The following is a 17,917-nucleotide window of genomic DNA, read 5'->3' on the forward strand; positions in this document are numbered from 1 at the left end:
GGATACGTGACTCAGCCAAAAAGCCTTCCGGCATTGTCCGGAAGGCTTTTATCATTTCAGCCGCAACTTTCCAGGTAATCTGCCGAAATTCATCATTCAAAGTTTGTCTCTCCGCTCCCTTATGAGCCAAGCCTTTTTTGACCATACTAAAAGGAACAGTTAAGGGGGTGTGAGAAACATGATTCGAATCGGCCCATACATCAGCGCCGTGCCCAGAATTCCGCGTTTCATCAGATTGCTTTCTATCATCGCATTATTTTTACTCTCATTCGGGGTCTTGATCCACATTGTGGAGCCGAAGAGATTCCCTACTTTACTTGATGGCATCTGGTGGGCAATCGTCACTATGTCAACGGTGGGTTACGGAGATTTCACTCCCGTTACAAATATTGGGAAAATCATTGGAATGGTCCTCATTTTGTCGGGAGCCGGCCTGATCACCTCTTATTTTGCGTACATTGCTAAAATGTCCATTTCCAATGAACAGCAGTTTCTTACAGGAAAGAAAGTATTCGGCGGCGGCGGTCATATCATCATTGTAGGCTGGAATGGCCGTTCCAAGAGAATCATCCAAAACATTCATGATCGTAAACATCATCAATCCATCGTCCTTATAGATGATACACTGCAAAAGCATCCGCTTCCAAGAACGAATATCCACTTTGTCCAAGGAAAAGCTACATTGGATTCCGTTTTGCAGAAAGCTAATATAAAACAAGCCATACGCGTACTTATCACAGCTGACCTCAAGCAAGACGAGCTGCAAACGGATATGTTCTCGATATTAACATTATTGGCCGTGAAGGGGCTGAATCCGCATGTGTATTGCCTTGTGGAGATATTAACGCATGAACAAAAGGAAAATGCTTTACGAGCAGGAGCGGACGGTATAGTGGAAACGAATAAATTCGCGAGTGAATATATGCAGGATTGCTTATCGAAAGGGATCATTGCGGATGCAGAAGAGCAAAATGATTGGGATGGATTGAACATCAAACAGCTGCCCATCCGGAATGACTGGGTGGAAATGTCGTTCAAACAGCTGGGCGTCAAGCTATTTGATCAGGACATTTTATTGATTGGCATCATTTCAGGGGGCAAGACTTTCATCAAGCCCCCTGCAGATGTAATCATACATCTTAATGACACTCTGCTCATCATTGAAGATTAATGTAATAAAAGCTTTTCCAAATCACGGACAAGCGTTTTTCCATATGAGATATAGTTTTCCGGAAATTCGGCATCCGGATTTTCCGGCTCAGCAAACTGGTTGAAGGAAGCGGAGAGGTTTCCGATATTTCCTTCACCGTCAATACCGTCCTCGTACTTATGAGATAACAAAAACGGCTGTAAAAATTCGACCATTACCCCATCCTTATCGAGTGAACCATCAACAGCCTTGAAAGGGACTCGCAAGAACTGGTATCCATCACTGTCATCTATCTTATAATCAAAAGTCCCGTGGTCATAATCCCATCCTCCGCCTATCACATAGCCTTCGGGTTTTAACTTCGTCTCCAAATCGAACAAACCGAATGTTTTCCCTTCCAACTCAGAAGAAATTTTAATCATTGTAAAAAACCTCTTTCGCTAATTTTCTATTAGCTTAACCAAAAGGCCTTTAAAAAAACCCCTGGAATGCCTCTATTGTTCCCTTGATCAGGCATAAAGGAAGATTGGCTTCCTCACTGATTTCCAAGCTTTCCTTACGCTTTTATTTCAGCTTCGCCGCTCCCTTCTCCTCCTCCAGTCGTAATTTCCGGATCTTCTGCTGCTCTTCTTTCCATCCGGCAGGCAGGCTTCTTGCGGACCGGGGAACCGTTCTCGGTTTCTCTAGCTCCTCGATACTACTTAGCCCCCACTTTCATTTTCGATGCCAGTATCGAATATGTTTATTTTTACCCTTTGGCGTTCAACCAAAAAAAAGGCATCAAGTTGGATGTATTCCAGCTTGATGCCTTTTTATTATTATAAGCGCTTTTCGAGCTCCGCTTTTTTCTCTTCATAACCCGGTTTGCCTAAAAGTGCAAACATGTTCACCTTATATGCTTCCACTCCAGGCTGATCAAATGGATTTACCCCTAGTAAGTAACCGCTCATTGCACAAGCTTTCTCGAAGAAATATACAAGGTAGCCAAATGTATAAGCATCGAGCTGAGGCACCGATAGGATCAGATTGGGAACGCCGCCGTCCGTATGGGCTAACAAAGTACCCTCAAATGCTTTATTATTTACGAATTGCACCGTTTCACCTGAAAGGTAATTCAGACCATCCAAATCATTTCCCGCTTTTTCAATTGAAATTTCATGACGGGCTTTCTCCACTTTGATGACCGTTTCAAAAAGATCACGTCGCCCTTCCTGAACATACTGCCCTAATGAATGCAGGTCAGTCGAAAAGTTAGCGGATGAAGGGAAGATCCCTTTTTGATCCTTTCCTTCACTTTCTCCAAATAATTGTTTCCACCACTCAGAGAAGTATTGAAGTCCAGGCTCATAGTTTATCAGCATTTCAATGGTTTTCCCTTTATTGTAAAGGATATTTCGAACCGCCGCATATTGGTATGCCTGATTATCCGCTAGCTCGGAAGAACTGAATTCCACCCTGGCTTGCTCGGCTCCCTCCATGATTTGATCGATATCCGCCCCGCTGACCGCAATCGGAAGCAGCCCTACTGCCGTTAAGACCGAGTAACGTCCGCCAACATCATCAGGAATGACGAAAGTTTGGAAACCTTCCTCCGTTGCTACCGTTTTTAATGCGCCCTTTTCTTTATCAGTGGTCGCATAAATGCGGCCTTTAGCTTCTTCAACCCCATATTTTTGTTCCAGCAATTTCCGGAAAATCCTGAAGGCAAGTGCAGGTTCAGTGGTCGTACCGGATTTAGAGATGACGTTGATCGAGAAATCCCTATTTTCCAATAGGTCCATTACGTCCTGCATATATGTAGAGCTTATATTATTACCCACAAATAAAATTTGCGGTGTATTTCTTTTGTCCGATGGCAAAATGTTATAAAAACTATGTTGAAGCATCTCGACTGCCGCACGTGCTCCCAGGTATGATCCACCGATTCCGATAACCAGCAACACATCTGAATCTTCTTTTATTTTTCCGGCTGCTTTTTTGATTCTTGAGAACTCTTCTTTATCATAATTGGCGGGTAAATCAAGCCAGCCAAGATATTCATTGCCTGCCCCTGTCTGCTCATGCAGAGAATGGTGTGCCACTTTTACAGCATCCTGTAAATAGGTAATTTCATGCTCCCCGAAAAACGGTAGGGCTTTTGAATAATCGAAACGAATATGGGCCATTCAAATTCCTCCTTTAATTTTAAGTTTCCCTTTCACTTTATCTGATGTAATTCTCATAATCAAGACATCGATCAAGTAAATAACGAATAATGCGTTCAAAGCAATCTCCCACCTGACAAGATGGGAGAAATGATCATTTCACTTGATTTATAATGAAGCCCGTAAAATGGCAAGGACATCCTCGCGGTTCAGGATTTTGAATCGTCCAAATTCCCCTCTGCTCATCGCTTTATCAGCCATGACTTCCAATTGTGAGTCATCGATGCCATAATCCGAAAGATTGGTCGGCGCCCCTAAGCTGCTCCAAAACGCCCTAAGCCTTTCAATGCCCTCAAGTGCAGCTTCCTCATCCGTTTTACCTTCCGGGTCCACATGGAACACTCGGACTGCAACCTGTTTAAAGCGTGCGACGTTTTCATGGAGCACATGTTTCATCCAATTTGGGAATAAGATGGCCAATCCTCCGGCATGCGGGATGTCATAAACGGCTGAAACGGCATGTTCAATGTTATGAGTTGCCCAATCACCACTGTAGCCAACCCCAAGCGAACCATTCAAGGCTAGATTTCCTGCATATAGGATAGTAGCCCGGTGCTCATAATTCTCTAGGTCTTCCAATAGTTTAGGTGCCGTTTCAATCACGGTCAATAACAGCGATTCACAGAAACGGTCTTGAAGGGGTGCATGCGTTTCCGGATGGAAATACGTTTCGAACACATGTGACATCATATCGACCATTCCGTATACCGTTTGATCTTTAGGCACCGAAAAAGTATTTTCGGGATCTAAAATCGAGAATTGAGGAAATACCAATGGACTTCCCCATCCATATTTCTCTTTCGTTTCCCAGTTTGTTATGACTGAGCCCGAATTTGCCTCGGAGCCGGTTGCAGCTAAAGTCAGCACCGTTCCAAATGGAAGCGCCTCTACCACTGGTGCCTTCTTAATGACAAGATCCCATGGATCCCCCTCATATTTAGCACCTGCAACAATTGCCTTTGTAGCATCAATAACGCTTCCGCCTCCAACAGCAAGGACAAAGTCGATACCCTGTTCTTTACAAAGATCCACACCTTTCCGGACTGTTGAGATGCGTGGATTCGGTTCAACTCCGGAAAGTTCGTGTACCTCTGCATCAATCACCTTCAATGCGTTGACCACTTTATCATATAGGCCATTTTTCTTTATGCTTCCTCCACCGTAAACAAGTAAAACTTTATGACCATAAGCAGGAATTTCAGTTTTTAAACTTTCAAGCTGATTTTTCCCGAAAATTACTTTAGTAGGATTTTTATAAGTGAAATTTTCCAATGGATTTCTCTCCTTTAGTGCCTCATTGACCCCATCTGTGGCCATAAAATTGCCCACTTGGCCAATGGCTGGTTTTTCTTTTCATTATGACCAATGTTCCATATAAATACAAAATATCCGCCCGGATCTTTTATAAGGATGTATATTTACATGTTGAAAAAGCATGATAAGTAAAGAACTGATTTTCTCAAAAAAGGAGGCTGTACAATGAGTGGAATACAAAGAACTGCACTTGTTCTTACTATAATCGGGGCAATCAACTGGGGATTAATAGGTTTTTTCCAATTTGACTTGGTCGCTTCAATTTTCGGAGGGCAAGATGCAGGAATGGCCCGCATCGTTTATGGATTGGTTGGAATTGCCGGTCTCATTAATCTTGGTCTTCTCTTTAAACCAAGTCCTGAAATTTCCAGGGAGCCTGAAACCAAACCTACTCGTTGAAAGTCTAAGTCCATGAACATTTGTTTAAGTTCTATAAAATAAAGCCGGACCATGGTAAACACATGACCCGGCTTTATTTAATTCATATGCCTGTCTACCATCAATAAGCGGCAAGATAGGTCTGGACATCTTCATGCGATCATGAAAATGGACAAAAAAAACCGGCTGATCGAAGGATCTGCCGGTTCACAAAATTATTTTTTGATTAAGTCTTCGCGTTGAGATTGTTCAATCCACTCTTGAAGTTTGTCTTTCAATGTGTTGAAACCTTCAGTAGATTCGATGTGAGATGTCGCTTTAACAGATGCTTGGCGTTTTTTCGGAGCTTTTTTCGGAGCTTCAGTACGCTCAGGAGCTTCTTCTGTAGCGCGGATCGATAAGCCGATTTTTCCAGCAGCTGAATCGATGGAAAGCACTTTAACTTTTACTTCATCGCCCACTTTTAAATGTTCGTTGATATCTTTAACGAATCCGTGAGTAATTTCAGAAATATGAACTAAACCTTGAGTTGAATCATCTAGAGCAACAAAAGCACCGTATGGTTGAATACCAGTAACTTTACCAGTAACTACCGCACCAATTTCGAATTTTTCAGACATGGTAACACTCCTATTTTATATATATTTTTTCGTCTTTTCACGCAATAAAAAATTATATCACATAATTGGAAAATAATCAAAGTTAAGTATACCATACTTTTTGGGATTTTACTCATTAAATATGTTTATTTTTTGGAAATAATAAATATCATAAGATCGTTATTAATAACTTATCCTAAAAATTTGCAAATAACCTCATTTCCCCTTAAGATATTTACTCATTTTTCTAAAGATTGTAATATTGAAACACTATCCAATCCCTCATAAACATAGTAAGATGGGAAAATGTTTTAAAGAAAGTAATTTACAGCTAGATATTTTTTACATCTAAAGGAGTTTTTCCATCATGTCAAAACAAGATCAATGGACTTCAAAACTTGGGTTTATCCTGGCAGCCGCGGGATCCGCTATTGGATTGGGTGCTATCTGGAAGCTCCCATATATGACTGGGGAAAATGGTGGAGGGGTCTTTTTCCTGCTCTTCATTTTGTTCACCCTGCTTATCGGTGCACCCATATTAATTGCAGAATTCACAATTGGCCGCAATGCACAGAAAGATGCCATCAGCGCATATAAACATATCGCCCCAGGAAAGCCTTGGGTTTTGATTGGGTACGGCGGTGTCGTCGCTTCCATCATTCTGCTTTCATTCTTCAGTGTGGTTGGAGGCTGGATCATCTCTTATTTAGCAAGAAGCTTTACAGGTTCCCTCTCAAACTTAACCCAAGAGGAATATGGAAACTTCTTTAATGCGATAATCAGCAATCCTTATGAAACGGTAATCGCTCAATTATTATTCATGGTCTTTACCATTTGGGTCGTGCAAGGTGGCGTATCCAAGGGAATTGAAAAAGCGAATAAATATATGATGCCTTCATTGTTCATTCTTTTCATCATTCTTCTAATCCGTTCCTTGACTCTGGATGGAGCAATGGAGGGTGTGAAATTCTTCTTGAAGCCCGACTTTTCCGCTTTAACAGGGGAAACGATCCTATTGGCACTTGGCCAATCCTTCTTTGCGCTAAGTGTTGGTGTTTCAGTGATGGTAACCTACGCATCCTATTTAAGTAAAAATGAGGATATTACAAAATCGGCCTTTTCGGTAGTCGGACTGAATATCTTCATTTCCTTGTTGGCAGGTTTAGTCATCTTCCCGGCTGTTTTCGCACTAGGCTTCAGCCCATCAAGCGGGCCTGGACTGGTATTTGTCGTATTGCCTGCCGTCTTTAATGAAATGGCGCTTGGCGGGATCTTCATGGCCATTTTCTTCATTTTATTATTATTTGCCACCCTTACAACGTCATTCTCGATACTTGAAATCGTTGTGGCAGCCATGATCAAAGGTGATACTGCAAAGCGGAAGAAGGCTTCTTGGATAGCTGGTATCCTCGTGTTCCTGATTGGGATTCCAAGCGCATTATCATTTGGGGTGCTTTCGGATGTGAAGATTTTCAATTTATCCATATTCGATTTCGCTGATTATCTGACAAGCAATATCGCGCTGCCAGTCGGCGCCTTGTTCATATCCCTTTTCATCGGCTATCAAATGAAAAGGATCGAGGTCCAAAGGGAGTTCGAATCTGGCGCAGATTCCAGCCGATCACTTTTTAAACTTTGGTACTTCCTGATTCGCTACATCGTGCCGATCATGATCATACTCGTATTCCTTAAGTCAATCAATCTCATTTAACATCCAAAATGCCGTCTCGATATATCTCGAGACGGCATTTTTTTCACAAAACCTACATAATCAATTACTTCTCTTTAAGTTATAATATGGTAAAATAATTACATTACTAAAATATTTCCTGAAAAAGGAGTGCCTGACTATGTCAAATATCGCGAAGAATATCCGGCAATACCGAGAAAATCATAACCTCACTCAACAGGAACTGGCTTTAAAATTACGAATCGGCACCAAGAAGATAGAAAAGTATGAATCCGGTGAATCGATTCCTGATACACAAACCATTTTACGGCTTTCCACCGTTCTTGACATTCCAGCTTCAGAATTCCTGGAGGATACCCCAACCGGGAACGCTTCTGATGTGGACGAGGACATCAAAAAGCTCATTGAAGAAATTGGAACAAAAAAAACAAAGCTCATTCTAAGAACAGCTAAAGATTTTAGCGAAGAACAAATTCTGAATGTTATGCATACTTTATATAATACAAAAGCCTAATTCAAAAAAATGGTCGTAGTATGTGTATTTTTTTTCAGAGTGCTGGATATACTATGATTAACACTTTCTATGTTAATCCATTAGATTAACTCTTTTTTCTAATTCCCCCTATGGAAAGGGATCCGGCTGCTTGAAAAGGCCGGATCCCTATTTTTTTGCTTTTATTGGCAATGGTTCTTCATGAAACGTTCCATCCTACTAAGCGCTTCTTGAAGTTGTTCCATGGAAGATGCATAGGAACAGCGGATATGACCTTCACCGCTTTCCCCGAACACATCTCCCGGTACAACGGCTACAAGTTCTTCCGTCAGAAGTTTTTCAGCAAATTCCATCGAAGTCATCCCCGTTTTCTCGATGGACGGAAAAGCATAAAAAGCCCCGCCAGGATTATGGCAATCCAAACCCATATCGTTAAATGATTTCACGATATAATTTCGTCTTCTCCGATAACTCCGACGCATTTCTTCCACATCCTGCATTCCGTGCTTTAAAGCTTCCAAGGCAGCATGCTGTGCAATGGTCGGCGCACACATCATCGCATATTGATGAAGCTTAAGCATCGCTTCAGAAATTTCCTTAGGTGCACAAACGAACCCAAGACGCCATCCAGTCATCGCAAACCCTTTCGAAAACCCATTGATGACAATTGTCCTCTCAAGCATGCCGTCAATGGCAGCAAAGGAGGTGAATTTCTCATCATAAGCAAGTTCGGCATAGATTTCATCGGAAATGACCAATAAATCATGCTTTTTGACGATGTCAGCAAGCATCACTAATTCTTCCTGCCCAAGCTGGGTGCCCGTTGGGTTATTCGGCGAACAGATTAAAACGGCCTTCGTTTTAGGGGTGATCGCCGCTTCGAGTTGCTCGGGAGTCAGCTTAAAGTCATCTTCCTTTGAAGTTTGGACCGTCACCGGTATTCCCCCGGCCATGGTCACAAGCGGTGCATAAGCGACGAAACAAGGTTCAACGACTATGACTTCCTCGCCTGGATTCAGGATGGTCCTCAAAGCAATGTCGAGAGCCTGGCTTGCCCCGACCGTGACAATGATTTGATCCTCTGGTCTATACGAAACATGGAACTGCTTTTCCATATACCAGCTGATTTCCGACCTTAATTCAAATAATCCGGCATTAGCCGTATAAGAGGTATACCCTTCCTCCAAGGAATTGATCGCTGCTTCCCTTACAGCCCAAGATGTAACGAAATCCGGTTCACCCACACCAAGTGAGACGACCCCTTCCAAATTGGCTGCCAGGTCGAAAAAGCGGCGGATACCCGATGGCTTAAGCTCTGCAATCGTTCTTGAAACATAACTCGTTTTAATCATGGTGACACCACTATCCGCTTATCTTCTTCAGTTTGATCAAAAATCGTGCCATCGTGCTTGTATTTTTTCATAATGAAGTGAGTCGTCGTAGAAATGACGGAATCCAGTGTCGAAAGTTTTTCTGAAACAAAGCTTGCCACTTCGTTCATCGAACGTCCTTCGACAATGACTGAAAGATCATAGGCCCCTGACATTAGATAAACGGACTGGACTTCTTTGAATTTGTAAATCCTTTTTGCGACCTCATCGAAACCGACACCGCGTTTTGGAGTGACTTTTACATCAATCATGGCTGTGACACCATGGTATTCATCTACTTTTGCCCAGTTAATGACGGTTAAATAACGTACAATAACCCGCATATCTTCTAATTTCTTCAATGTGATTTCAATGTCCACTTCTGATAGATCGGTCATTTTAGCCAAATCCTTCAGATCAATCCGGCTGTTATTTTCAATGATTCTCAAGACTTCCAATTCCTCTTCATTCAAGTGCATTGGAAAAACCCCCTTTTGGAATTCACTAATTTAGATGTGATGTTTGGCTGGCAGATAGTCTCACGAATTACCTTATTAGACTTTTTTACAATCCTATATGACAATATAAATTAATAAGTCCTATTCTGTCAGGATAAACTTACACTATTATATCAAAATTGGTTGGTGACCTGTTATAGTAATTGTCTTTTTTCATCGTTATTATTACAATTACTGTTATGCAACAGTATTAAAGGACCTTTTTTGGGATATTCAGGTTAACATGGACTTTCATTTTAACGGAGGAGGATCTATATGGAAAGTCATACAATCAAAGGCGTGGAACGGGTGGATGATATGCAAATCTATTTTGAATATGACCGAATGGATGATTCACTCCCCACCCTTGTACTACTTCATGGTTTTTTGTCATCCAGCTTCAGTTTCCGTAAATTAGTACCCTATTTGATCAAGGAATTCAATGTGATTTCAATAGACCTCCCTCCCTTCGGTCAAAGCGGAAAAGATTATCGATATACATATTCATTCCGGAACATTGCTAAATCCGTCGTTCTGTTCTTAGAGGGGAAAAATATCAGGAAATTCAGTCTCATCGGCCATTCCATGGGCGGGCAGATTTCCCTGCAGCTCATCAAATCATATCCTGATCTTGTCGACCACGCCATTCTGCTTGCCGGTTCAGGCTATCAGCCCGGCTATTCGGAAAAAATGAAAATGGTCAGTTACCTGCCTTTCTTTTCATTCGGGATAAAACGGTATTTACAAAAATCAGGTATCGAAAAGAACTTGAAAAATGTCGTCCATGACCCGACCATGATTGACGATGAAATGCGGCAGGGTTATCTGGGGCCATTCATAAAGAATCATGATATTTTCCGTGCCTTGGGGAGAATGCTTCGAGATAAGGAAGTCGATTTGCTGAAGGAGGACCTTAGTGATATCCATACACCTTGCCTGCTTATTTGGGGAAGGCATGACAGAGTGGTGCCATTGAATATTGGCCAAAGGCTCCATGATGACCTGCCTAATTCCGAGCTTGTTGTCATTGAGGATACTGGGCACCTCCTCCCAGAGGAGAAACCGGAAGAAGTGTATCAATTAATTAAGGGGTTTCTTGGAGTAGCCACCCCATCTTAAAAAAGGTGACCCTTATTCGGGTACACCCTATCCACCTTTAGATCGAACAGCTGGCATCATTTTTTATGATGAGCAGCTTCTGTGCAACTTCCAGGCATTTTTCCATCTGAACGGATTCATCAAACGCGAACTCGTAAATGGATTTTATTTTTTCCGCCAGTTCCTTTGGGTCATCTATATCCCGGATTGCCACGACTGTATCTGCAATTTCCGGTTCATATAAATCCCAACCTATTTGGAAGGGATCCCACTCTTGCAAAACGGCAACCAACGCTAAATTCATTTGCTGTGTATCCATATCTTCATCACCTGCTCAATATTTTCACAGAACATGATATCATAGTATCATAACAACAGGCTTTTCGCGAAGACGACAAATTATTATTCGGTGGTGTATATTTTGAACAAGTCAATTTTTGAAGAACACATAAACAGGGAAAATTCAGGGTCAGCAAAATGGGATAAAAACTCGCTCAAATCATTGTATGGGCGCGAGGATATTCTACCAATGTGGGTTGCCGATATGGACTTCCCATCTCCTGAGGGCATTCAAAAGGCGTTAATGGAACGCTTGAATCATCCAATTTTCGGCTATACCGTCCCTTCAGAAACGGTTTTCACCGAAATTCAAAGCTGGCTTAGAGACCGGCACTCCTGGCAAATCGAAAAAGAGTGGATTTCATTCAGCTCTGGCGTCGTTTCAGCGATCGGTACAACGATCCAAGCATTCACGAACCCGGGCGATAAAATATTGTTACAATCTCCCGTCTATACTCCATTTTTTGATATGATCAAAAATAATGATCGGGAAGTGGTCAATAGTCCCCTTATCATAGAAAAGGATCGCTTTGAGATTGATTTCACGGATTTTGAGGACAAACTGAAAGGCGGAGTGAAACTATTCCTTTTTTGCAGTCCACATAACCCTGGCGGACGCGTTTGGACTAAGGACGAACTCTTGCGAATCGGGGAGCTATGTGAAAAATATGATGTAGTCATCGTCAGTGATGAGATACATGCTGACTTATTCCATAAAACTTCGAGGCATTATCCGATCGGCTCGCTTTCGGAAAAATTAGCGGACATAACCGTTACGTTAATGGCCCCAAGTAAAACATTCAATATTGCCGGCCTTCAAGCTTCATTCCTGATCGCCAGTAATGAAAAATTGCAGAAGCAATTGCAAAAGGCCCAAACGAAGCTTGCCTTCCATGGTCTTAACATCTTTGCCTTAACAGCTATGGAAGCCGCGTATCGAGAGGGCTTGAATTGGCTGGAAGACATGATTGGCTACATTGAGGAGAATATAAAAGTGGCAGAGGAATTCATTGCTGCTGAAATTCCTTCACTGCATGTCATGCATCCAGAAGCTTCTTACCTATTATGGATTGATTGCCGTGACCTTGGATTGACCGACAAGGAAATTAAGGAACGGCTGATTCATCAAGGGAAGCTCGCATTGGAGCCCGGTTCAAAATATGGACCTGGCGGAGAAGGTTTCGTCCGAATGAATCTCGGTTGTTCACGCAGCATGATGATGGAAGGGCTAAACCGTTTGAAATTGGCTTTTCCATAAATAAAAAAGGAACCAGGTTTAGAAACCTGGTTCTTTTTTTCATTCTTTCTCTTCATCTACATAAGGATCATGCTCATAACGTGGCAAATCCCCAAACGGGGTTTGAATATTTTCTTCAAAAAGTTCTTCCTTCAATTCTTCATATTGCGAGTTAGGGTAAACGGTTATCTCTTTACCGTATATATCCACACCAACGAAATTTTCATAATCTTCGACATATCCGATATTTTCTTCGGACTCGACATACATATCTTCGTAATCATTTGGTGGATTCACAAAATCGGAAGGCGTTTCAGATGTTCCAAAGCTGGCAACGTCCTGCCATGAATCTTCCGCATCATATGCAACCGATTCGTGCCGGTCATCATAATCAAACTTTCCGAATGGGGGTCCCAGCACTTCCTCTTCCACCGGCCGATTGTCCGAAGTTTCTTGTGACGGGGTATGCTCGACACAATAAGTAGTGGTAGGGATGGCATTCAACCGTTCAAGAGGTATTTCTTTTGAACAAACCTCGCATTTTCCATACTCACCTGCCTCGATGGCAGAAAGCGCTCTTTCAATATCCCTTATTTCATCCCGATCATGCTCGGTAAGGGCCAAATCCTTTTCCCGTTCATATAACTCGGTTCCCTGATCGCCGGGATGATTATCGTAATTCGATAACTCACCTGTCGAATCCTCCATGCTTCTTCTTAAATCGTGGTCGCCTTGATCATTTAATCGCTCTTTCAACTCTTGCTTCGTTTGCTGCAATTGCTGTTGAAATTCTTTAAGCTGCTGATTGGATAGCATGTGCAACATCCTTTCAAAATCGTTCTTCCCTCTAGTATTTCTCTCTTCCCGCCATTCCATAAAGGTATTTTTTACCTTAGGAATAATTTAATTCAGATAACAGAAGCTAAATTAGAAATATTTATTTTTAGGAGGGCTTTTATTTGTATTTCTATAAAGAAGATTTAATAAATATGATCGTTCCCGATAAGCCTGATCCGAATGCAGCAAAAGTACTTCAGGAAACACTAGGAGGGCAATTCGGTGAAATGCGGACGATGATGCAGTATTCTTTCCAAAGCGCCAACTTCCGCGGCAAGGCTAAACAATATCGTGATTTAATCCGTGGTGTTTTCTTAGAGGAACTAAGCCATGTTGAACTTGTCCAATCAACCATTAACCAGCTGCTAAATGATGCTGGCGGGGATATGCCCGGAAATGCCGGTATCGATGGTGCCCCATTGGATGATGTCATCCGGGGTGGCGCAAACCCCCATCATTTCATCATCGGTGCGAAAGCTTCCCTCCCCGTCGATGCTGGCGGCAATCCATGGAATGGTTCATGGGTTTATGATCACGGTAATCTTGTGGCGAACCTTTTGAATAATGTCATGCTTGAATCCACTGGGGTCCTGCAAAAGTCGAGGATTTATGAAATGAGTTCCAATAAAACAATGCGTGAAACATTGGCATTTTTAATGGTTCGTGACAATGCCCATCAAAATGCATTTGCCAAAGCATTGGAAACCCTCGGGGTGGACTGGGGGAAAATCTTCCCCGTACCTAATTATGATTTGAACAAATATCCTGAATGCCGCAAATATGTGGATTTAGGCTACCATAATGCCCAATTCAATTTCAGGCTGGATCAAACTCAAATCAGCGAAGTTTTCCAAGGGGAAACACCGAGTCGAAATGGCGGAAAACTTGCTGTTACCGAGCCGCCAAATGGATCCCCGGTCCCAGAAATGCCAGATATGCCAAATGAACACAGTCCTGGATTGAGTGATTTGAACAATTAAAAAAGAAGGCGGACACATCATTCTGTGTTCGCCTTCTTGTTTTAATTATTGATATATTTCTCAAAAACATAGCCAAAATCTTTCACATGGTACTTTTTCCGGCTATCCATCAACCATTCGAAAGCTGCGGAATTAATGTCCTTGAAACTTGCAGCCATTTGGCTTCCTTCAGTACGAACCTGGTTCAAAGTGGAAGAAGCAAGGTTTACACTTTGCTGTGCATATTGAAGGGCAAATTCATTCTCATGGCAAATTTCCGATATTTTCACGAGTGTTTTGAACAAATCCTTTAATTCTTCAATGAATTTCTTATGGACATCAATGGAGAAACTCTTTGCACCGATCGAAAATTTAATTTCCACATCCAAATCAACAGTCCCTGCCGTTTCAAGCGTTACGTTGGAAATATTATACTGGCTGTAGCTATATCTAGTAAGTGTACGCTTTTTGCTTATGGCACTCGTGCCATCCAAATGTATGAACGCTTGATTCGTGAAACAGTACTCATCGGTTTTCGATTTAATCAGGAAATAAATTTTTTCCTCATCTTCATGCATGATATAATCATCTGCATCCACCTTGTCATAATCGGCAGGGCTAATCACACTCCCAATATCACTAAGACCAAGGGCATCAGCCGCAATTTTCTTGAACATTCCCATTCCCCCTATCAAATTTCAGGTAATTACACCCTATCATAAGTATTTCTCCAGTATTATCTCATCTCGGATCGGAATTCCTTCAAAACTGTAAAATGGTATTTCAGGTTTTATTTTCCGTGATTCTTCAACTGCATTTTTAACGATTTCCGAAATGACATAACCACGCTTTTGAAAAAACTTCAATGCCTGTAAATTATCGTTCGTTGTAATCGCTTTAATAGTATGGCAATTTTTTTCCTTAGCGATATTTTCCATCACATAAAGCAACGATGAGCCCACTCCTTGATTCTCATGCTCACTGTTCAAAGAAATGATCTGACATACATGGTCGGATAATTTGTATGTTCCCAACCCCGTGATTTTTTCATTCTCGTCCATCACTCCAAAACCCTCAAGTTCCGCATAATGAAACAAGCCTCTTGAAAAAACGACTTGAGTCGTCTCCCAGTGCTGAATGAAAAAACTCTTGACCGTATCTGTCGCAATCATTCTTTTCGCTACGATTTGCATAACTATTTACGCCCCCAAAATTTCTCTCTCTCTGCTTATAGTATAAAATGCTTATGCTGATAAGGGAACATTTTATTCTTCATCCAGGTCCTTTACAACCTTCTAACAAAACATAATACCATTCATATTCAGATAATCAATAATCATGGAATAAAAAAACGGCAGGACCTCTCGCGATGCACCCGCCTCTTCCGGGATCAAGTAATGGTATCATCCTTTATACGCCGGTTCCTTTTAGTGACTTCATCTTCAAATTGCTTGGTTTTCATTTCTTCCTTCTTTGAATATCTTATAATTGCCCTCATCGTAAAAACCGCTGCAACCAAAAAGATGAAGCAAGTTATGCCAGCCGAGATATATTCAGTCTTGTCTTCTGGAAAGTAAAGAAACAAACCTAGTAAAGTATGATTGAGAAAGTCCATCCGATACATCCTTCCTGATAGGGAATTAAACTGCATTATCCCATTATATCAATTACCAGAACAATCCACTAGTGGGCCTTATCCACTAAAACCTAAAAAAAACGAGAGGCCATTAGCCCCTCGCTTCCCTTTAATTTATAAAATGGTGATCCCTTTAATGACCACATCCACTGCTGGTTTATCTCCCGCAACTGTCTCTACGTTAGCAATCGTATCAACAACGTCCATGCCTTCAACCACTTGACCAAAAACAGAGTGTTTATGATCCAACCATGGTGTGCCACCTTGTTCCATATAAGCGCTGATGATTTCTTCCGGATAACCGGCTTGCTTCATTTGCTCACCCATTCTGCTGTCTACATGCTGGGCTTGTACGACGAAGAATTGGCTGCCGTTTGTTCCCGGGCCTGCATTTGCCATGGAAAGAGCTCCACGCAAATTGAATAATTGCATAGAGAACTCATCCTCGAATGGAGTTCCCCAGATACTTTCTCCACCCATTCCAGTTCCTGTCGGATCTCCGCCTTGAAGCATGAAATCCTTGATGACACGGTGGAAGATGATTCCTTCGTAGTAGCCGTTTTCAGCATGGGTCAAGAAATTTTCCACTGTCTTCGGAGCCAGCTCAGGGAATAGTTTAATTTTAATATCGCCCATCGTCGTTTGCATGATGACCGCTTTTTCATTTTCCAAAACTTCACTTGTTAATTGTGGAAAGTTTGTCATTGTACATACCCTCTTTCTGTTTTAAATAAAATGGCCTTAACTGCCATTTTCCATCTTCATTTGTACACTTTACACGATTTTCGTGAAAAAAGCATCTTTGCGAAGTTGAACAAAATCGCTGTAAAAAATCGTTGTTCTTATGTATCATGAAGGAAGTTAAAAGAAGGGTGGTAGGGAAATGTCAGAACAGGATTTTAAAATCGGCGATAAGGTTACCGCCATATATAAAACTGGAAAATACATCGGGGAAATTACCGATATCAGACCTGCTGCATATCTTGTTAAAGTGTTGGCTGTCTTAAAGCATCCCATGCAGGGAGATCTTCATAACCCGAAGCAAACGGAAGTGTCCATGTTCCATCAGCGGCGCGCTCTTGCATTCCGGGAGCAAACCAATGTACCGAAGAATATGGTAAGGATCTTTGAAGAGGAGATTCCTGAGTATAAGGAGTCCTTAAGAGAAGCTGTCGAGAAAATGAAACGCACCTTAAGCGAAGCACACACAGAGTGGAATGATAAAAGCTTACAGTTGCTTGAGGATTTAGCGGCGGACTATTTCAAATAAAGCATGATAAAAGCCAAATCAGTAGTAGATGATTTGGCTTTTATAACGCTAAATGATTCAAAACCTTTGATAAATCAATGCGCTCGCCAATTGTCGTCGGTTCATGATTTTGCATATAACTTTTATCTTTCTCTACTAACTTAAAGATATTATATGTCGTGATTGCATCATCCAGCGCCCTGTGATGCTTGCCTGTCCCTTCTTTGCCATAGGCCTGTACAGCCTTCCAAAGTCCGGTTTGGTTTTGATCTCCGAAAAAGCGTTTATACTCCATGCAAAGATCCGTTTGTTTCCCTGAAAAAGGGAAATCAAGTCCTGATTTCTGACAGTTCTGGCGAAGTACCTTCATGTCCATATTTCCCCAGGTCACAATCGTCGTCGGGTGCTGCTCATCAATTTTCTTCAATAAAGAAACCAACTCTTCAAATGAAATCCCACGGTCCACCTGATCTTGGGTAATGTTCAAGAACTTCTTGCATCTTCCCGTTAGGACTGGAAATTTCAATGGGTTAACAAAAGATGAGTATTGTTCCTGAATACTCTCATTAATGACTGTGACTAAACCAACCTCAATGATTTCTGGATAAAATCCTGATGGATTGGCTTTTCCTTCCGGCATCGTAAATTCAAAATCAATGAATACATATTGCTGTTGTTCCTCCATTTTTATGACCCCCTTCTTTTTCATGACATCACGTATAAACAAAAATTGGATTTAATTTTCTCATGAGAATATTATAACAGAAGATTTAGAAAGTTTTTAATTGGATCGTAATACACCATTCAGATAGGAATTTTGCCGTCATACCTAATTTACCCAAAACTCTTTATTGTCTACCTTAATTG

General features: G+C 41.6%; 21 protein-coding genes. 8 read left to right on the forward strand and 13 right to left on the reverse strand.

What is annotated here, in order from left to right; all coding sequences use genetic code 11:
* The first annotated feature begins 178 nt into the window (after positions 1-178).
* Positions 179-1,171: a potassium channel family protein gene (locus tag QUF78_RS24990; RefSeq protein ID WP_289326807.1), complete on the forward strand. Its 993-nt coding sequence runs from the start codon at positions 179-181 to the stop codon at positions 1,169-1,171.
* On the opposite strand, the gene QUF78_RS24995 is transcribed toward QUF78_RS24990, so the two are convergent.
* The 3 genes from QUF78_RS24995 to QUF78_RS25005 all read right to left on the reverse strand — a co-directional run bounded on the left by QUF78_RS24995 (position 1,168) and on the right by QUF78_RS25005 (position 4,626).
* Complete coding sequence (locus tag QUF78_RS24995; protein ID WP_289326808.1) at positions 1,168-1,572, reverse strand: YugN-like family protein; 405 nt, start codon at positions 1,570-1,572, stop codon at positions 1,168-1,170. The genes QUF78_RS24990 and QUF78_RS24995 overlap by 4 nt on opposite strands.
* A gap of 396 nt (positions 1,573-1,968) precedes the next feature.
* The gene (locus tag QUF78_RS25000; RefSeq protein WP_289326809.1) at positions 1,969-3,315 is read right to left on the reverse strand and encodes a glucose-6-phosphate isomerase; all 1,347 of its coding nucleotides are present in this window, start codon (positions 3,313-3,315) and stop codon (positions 1,969-1,971) included.
* Positions 3,316-3,462: 147 nt separating this feature from the next.
* Positions 3,463-4,626, reverse strand: coding sequence for an iron-containing alcohol dehydrogenase (locus QUF78_RS25005; protein ID WP_289326810.1), 1,164 nt, complete (start codon positions 4,624-4,626; stop codon positions 3,463-3,465).
* 207 nt (positions 4,627-4,833) lie between these two features.
* Between QUF78_RS25005 and QUF78_RS25010 the strand changes: the two genes are divergently transcribed.
* Entirely contained in the window at positions 4,834-5,067 is a 234-nt protein-coding gene (locus QUF78_RS25010; RefSeq protein ID WP_076368106.1) for a DUF378 domain-containing protein, read from the forward strand.
* Between the two features lie 194 nt (positions 5,068-5,261).
* Here QUF78_RS25010 and yugI read toward each other — a convergent pair whose 3' ends face one another.
* On the reverse strand, positions 5,262-5,666 hold the full coding sequence (gene yugI, locus QUF78_RS25015; protein ID WP_061143894.1) for a S1 domain-containing post-transcriptional regulator GSP13: 405 nt from the start codon (positions 5,664-5,666) through the stop codon (positions 5,262-5,264).
* 346 nt (positions 5,667-6,012) lie between these two features.
* On the opposite strand from yugI, the gene QUF78_RS25020 reads away from it, so the two are divergent.
* The gene (locus tag QUF78_RS25020) at positions 6,013-7,356 is read left to right on the forward strand and encodes a sodium-dependent transporter (protein WP_289326811.1); all 1,344 of its coding nucleotides are present in this window, start codon (positions 6,013-6,015) and stop codon (positions 7,354-7,356) included.
* 139 nt (positions 7,357-7,495) lie between these two features.
* Positions 7,496-7,849 carry a helix-turn-helix domain-containing protein gene (locus QUF78_RS25025; RefSeq protein WP_289326812.1) on the forward strand — a complete coding sequence of 118 codons (354 nt, stop codon included), beginning with the start codon at positions 7,496-7,498 and terminating at the stop codon, positions 7,847-7,849.
* A 161-nt stretch (positions 7,850-8,010) separates the two neighbouring features.
* On the opposite strand, the gene QUF78_RS25030 is transcribed toward QUF78_RS25025, so the two are convergent.
* The gene (locus QUF78_RS25030; RefSeq protein ID WP_289326813.1) at positions 8,011-9,180 is read right to left on the reverse strand and encodes an aminotransferase; all 1,170 of its coding nucleotides are present in this window, start codon (positions 9,178-9,180) and stop codon (positions 8,011-8,013) included.
* Positions 9,177-9,677, reverse strand: coding sequence for an Lrp/AsnC family transcriptional regulator (locus QUF78_RS25035; RefSeq protein ID WP_289326814.1), 501 nt, complete (start codon positions 9,675-9,677; stop codon positions 9,177-9,179). The genes QUF78_RS25030 and QUF78_RS25035 overlap by 4 nt, the downstream gene beginning before the upstream one ends.
* Before the next feature lie 294 nt (positions 9,678-9,971).
* Here QUF78_RS25035 and QUF78_RS25040 point away from each other — a divergent pair, with 294 nt between their 5' ends.
* Positions 9,972-10,814, forward strand: a complete 843-nt coding sequence (locus QUF78_RS25040) for an alpha/beta fold hydrolase (protein ID WP_289326815.1) — start codon at positions 9,972-9,974, stop codon at positions 10,812-10,814.
* 37 nt (positions 10,815-10,851) lie between these two features.
* Here QUF78_RS25040 and QUF78_RS25045 read toward each other — a convergent pair whose 3' ends face one another.
* On the reverse strand, positions 10,852-11,112 hold the full coding sequence (locus tag QUF78_RS25045; RefSeq protein WP_289314545.1) for a DUF1871 family protein: 261 nt from the start codon (positions 11,110-11,112) through the stop codon (positions 10,852-10,854).
* A gap of 93 nt (positions 11,113-11,205) precedes the next feature.
* Between QUF78_RS25045 and QUF78_RS25050 the strand changes: the two genes are divergently transcribed.
* Positions 11,206-12,390 carry a MalY/PatB family protein gene (locus QUF78_RS25050; protein ID WP_483313871.1) on the forward strand — a complete coding sequence of 395 codons (1,185 nt, stop codon included), beginning with the start codon at positions 11,206-11,208 and terminating at the stop codon, positions 12,388-12,390.
* 39 nt (positions 12,391-12,429) lie between these two features.
* Here the strand turns inward: QUF78_RS25050 and QUF78_RS25055 are convergent, their stop codons facing one another.
* Positions 12,430-13,185, reverse strand: a complete 756-nt coding sequence (locus QUF78_RS25055) for a TraR/DksA C4-type zinc finger protein (protein ID WP_289326817.1) — start codon at positions 13,183-13,185, stop codon at positions 12,430-12,432.
* Between the two features lie 143 nt (positions 13,186-13,328).
* Here QUF78_RS25055 and QUF78_RS25060 point away from each other — a divergent pair, with 143 nt between their 5' ends.
* A complete protein-coding gene (locus QUF78_RS25060; RefSeq protein WP_289326818.1) occupies positions 13,329-14,186 on the forward strand; it encodes a manganese catalase family protein in 858 nt (285 codons plus the stop codon).
* 41 nt (positions 14,187-14,227) lie between these two features.
* Here QUF78_RS25060 and QUF78_RS25065 read toward each other — a convergent pair whose 3' ends face one another.
* From QUF78_RS25065 to QUF78_RS25080, 4 genes are all read right to left on the reverse strand, one after another.
* Positions 14,228-14,842 (reverse strand): PH domain-containing protein, encoded by a 615-nt coding sequence (locus QUF78_RS25065; protein WP_289326819.1) that lies wholly within the window; start codon positions 14,840-14,842, stop codon positions 14,228-14,230.
* Between the two features lie 39 nt (positions 14,843-14,881).
* Complete coding sequence (locus QUF78_RS25070; RefSeq protein WP_289326820.1) at positions 14,882-15,358, reverse strand: GNAT family N-acetyltransferase; 477 nt, start codon at positions 15,356-15,358, stop codon at positions 14,882-14,884.
* A 197-nt stretch (positions 15,359-15,555) separates the two neighbouring features.
* Positions 15,556-15,780 carry a hypothetical protein gene (locus QUF78_RS25075; protein ID WP_289314539.1) on the reverse strand — a complete coding sequence of 75 codons (225 nt, stop codon included), beginning with the start codon at positions 15,778-15,780 and terminating at the stop codon, positions 15,556-15,558.
* A 135-nt stretch (positions 15,781-15,915) separates the two neighbouring features.
* A complete protein-coding gene (locus QUF78_RS25080) occupies positions 15,916-16,506 on the reverse strand; it encodes a peptidylprolyl isomerase (protein ID WP_098371439.1) in 591 nt (196 codons plus the stop codon).
* A gap of 178 nt (positions 16,507-16,684) precedes the next feature.
* Between QUF78_RS25080 and kapB the strand changes: the two genes are divergently transcribed.
* Positions 16,685-17,071, forward strand: coding sequence for a kinase-associated lipoprotein KapB (gene kapB, locus QUF78_RS25085; protein WP_289314538.1), 387 nt, complete (start codon positions 16,685-16,687; stop codon positions 17,069-17,071).
* A 40-nt stretch (positions 17,072-17,111) separates the two neighbouring features.
* On the opposite strand, the gene kapD is transcribed toward kapB, so the two are convergent.
* Positions 17,112-17,735: a 3'-5' exonuclease KapD gene (gene kapD, locus QUF78_RS25090; protein WP_289326821.1), complete on the reverse strand. Its 624-nt coding sequence runs from the start codon at positions 17,733-17,735 to the stop codon at positions 17,112-17,114.
* Between the last annotated feature and the right edge of the window lie 182 nt (positions 17,736-17,917).

Origin of the sequence: Peribacillus sp. ACCC06369 (assembly GCF_030348945.1) — a bacterium.
Taxonomy (GTDB): domain Bacteria; phylum Bacillota; class Bacilli; order Bacillales; family DSM-1321; genus Peribacillus.

What these genes read in the sequence shown, in the direction of transcription:
- QUF78_RS24990 (WP_289326807.1), top strand. Translation starts at nt 179, where the DNA reads ATGATTCGAATCGGCCCATACATCAGCGCCGTGCCCAGAATTCCGCGT.
- QUF78_RS24995 (WP_289326808.1), bottom strand. Translation starts at nt 1,572, where the DNA reads ATGATTAAAATTTCTTCTGAGTTGGAAGGGAAAACATTCGGTTTGTTC.
- QUF78_RS25000 (WP_289326809.1), bottom strand. Translation starts at nt 3,315, where the DNA reads ATGGCCCATATTCGTTTCGATTATTCAAAAGCCCTACCGTTTTTCGGG.
- QUF78_RS25010 (WP_076368106.1), top strand. Translation starts at nt 4,834, where the DNA reads ATGAGTGGAATACAAAGAACTGCACTTGTTCTTACTATAATCGGGGCA.
- yugI (WP_061143894.1), bottom strand. Translation starts at nt 5,666, where the DNA reads ATGTCTGAAAAATTCGAAATTGGTGCGGTAGTTACTGGTAAAGTTACT.
- QUF78_RS25020 (WP_289326811.1), top strand. Translation starts at nt 6,013, where the DNA reads ATGTCAAAACAAGATCAATGGACTTCAAAACTTGGGTTTATCCTGGCA.
- QUF78_RS25025 (WP_289326812.1), top strand. Translation starts at nt 7,496, where the DNA reads ATGTCAAATATCGCGAAGAATATCCGGCAATACCGAGAAAATCATAAC.
- QUF78_RS25030 (WP_289326813.1), bottom strand. Translation starts at nt 9,180, where the DNA reads ATGATTAAAACGAGTTATGTTTCAAGAACGATTGCAGAGCTTAAGCCA.
- QUF78_RS25035 (WP_289326814.1), bottom strand. Translation starts at nt 9,677, where the DNA reads ATGCACTTGAATGAAGAGGAATTGGAAGTCTTGAGAATCATTGAAAAT.
- QUF78_RS25040 (WP_289326815.1), top strand. Translation starts at nt 9,972, where the DNA reads ATGGAAAGTCATACAATCAAAGGCGTGGAACGGGTGGATGATATGCAA.
- QUF78_RS25045 (WP_289314545.1), bottom strand. Translation starts at nt 11,112, where the DNA reads ATGGATACACAGCAAATGAATTTAGCGTTGGTTGCCGTTTTGCAAGAG.
- QUF78_RS25055 (WP_289326817.1), bottom strand. Translation starts at nt 13,185, where the DNA reads ATGCTATCCAATCAGCAGCTTAAAGAATTTCAACAGCAATTGCAGCAA.
- QUF78_RS25065 (WP_289326819.1), bottom strand. Translation starts at nt 14,842, where the DNA reads ATGTTCAAGAAAATTGCGGCTGATGCCCTTGGTCTTAGTGATATTGGG.
- QUF78_RS25070 (WP_289326820.1), bottom strand. Translation starts at nt 15,358, where the DNA reads ATGCAAATCGTAGCGAAAAGAATGATTGCGACAGATACGGTCAAGAGT.
- QUF78_RS25075 (WP_289314539.1), bottom strand. Translation starts at nt 15,780, where the DNA reads ATGGACTTTCTCAATCATACTTTACTAGGTTTGTTTCTTTACTTTCCA.
- QUF78_RS25080 (WP_098371439.1), bottom strand. Translation starts at nt 16,506, where the DNA reads ATGACAAACTTTCCACAATTAACAAGTGAAGTTTTGGAAAATGAAAAA.
- kapB (WP_289314538.1), top strand. Translation starts at nt 16,685, where the DNA reads ATGTCAGAACAGGATTTTAAAATCGGCGATAAGGTTACCGCCATATAT.
- kapD (WP_289326821.1), bottom strand. Translation starts at nt 17,735, where the DNA reads ATGGAGGAACAACAGCAATATGTATTCATTGATTTTGAATTTACGATG.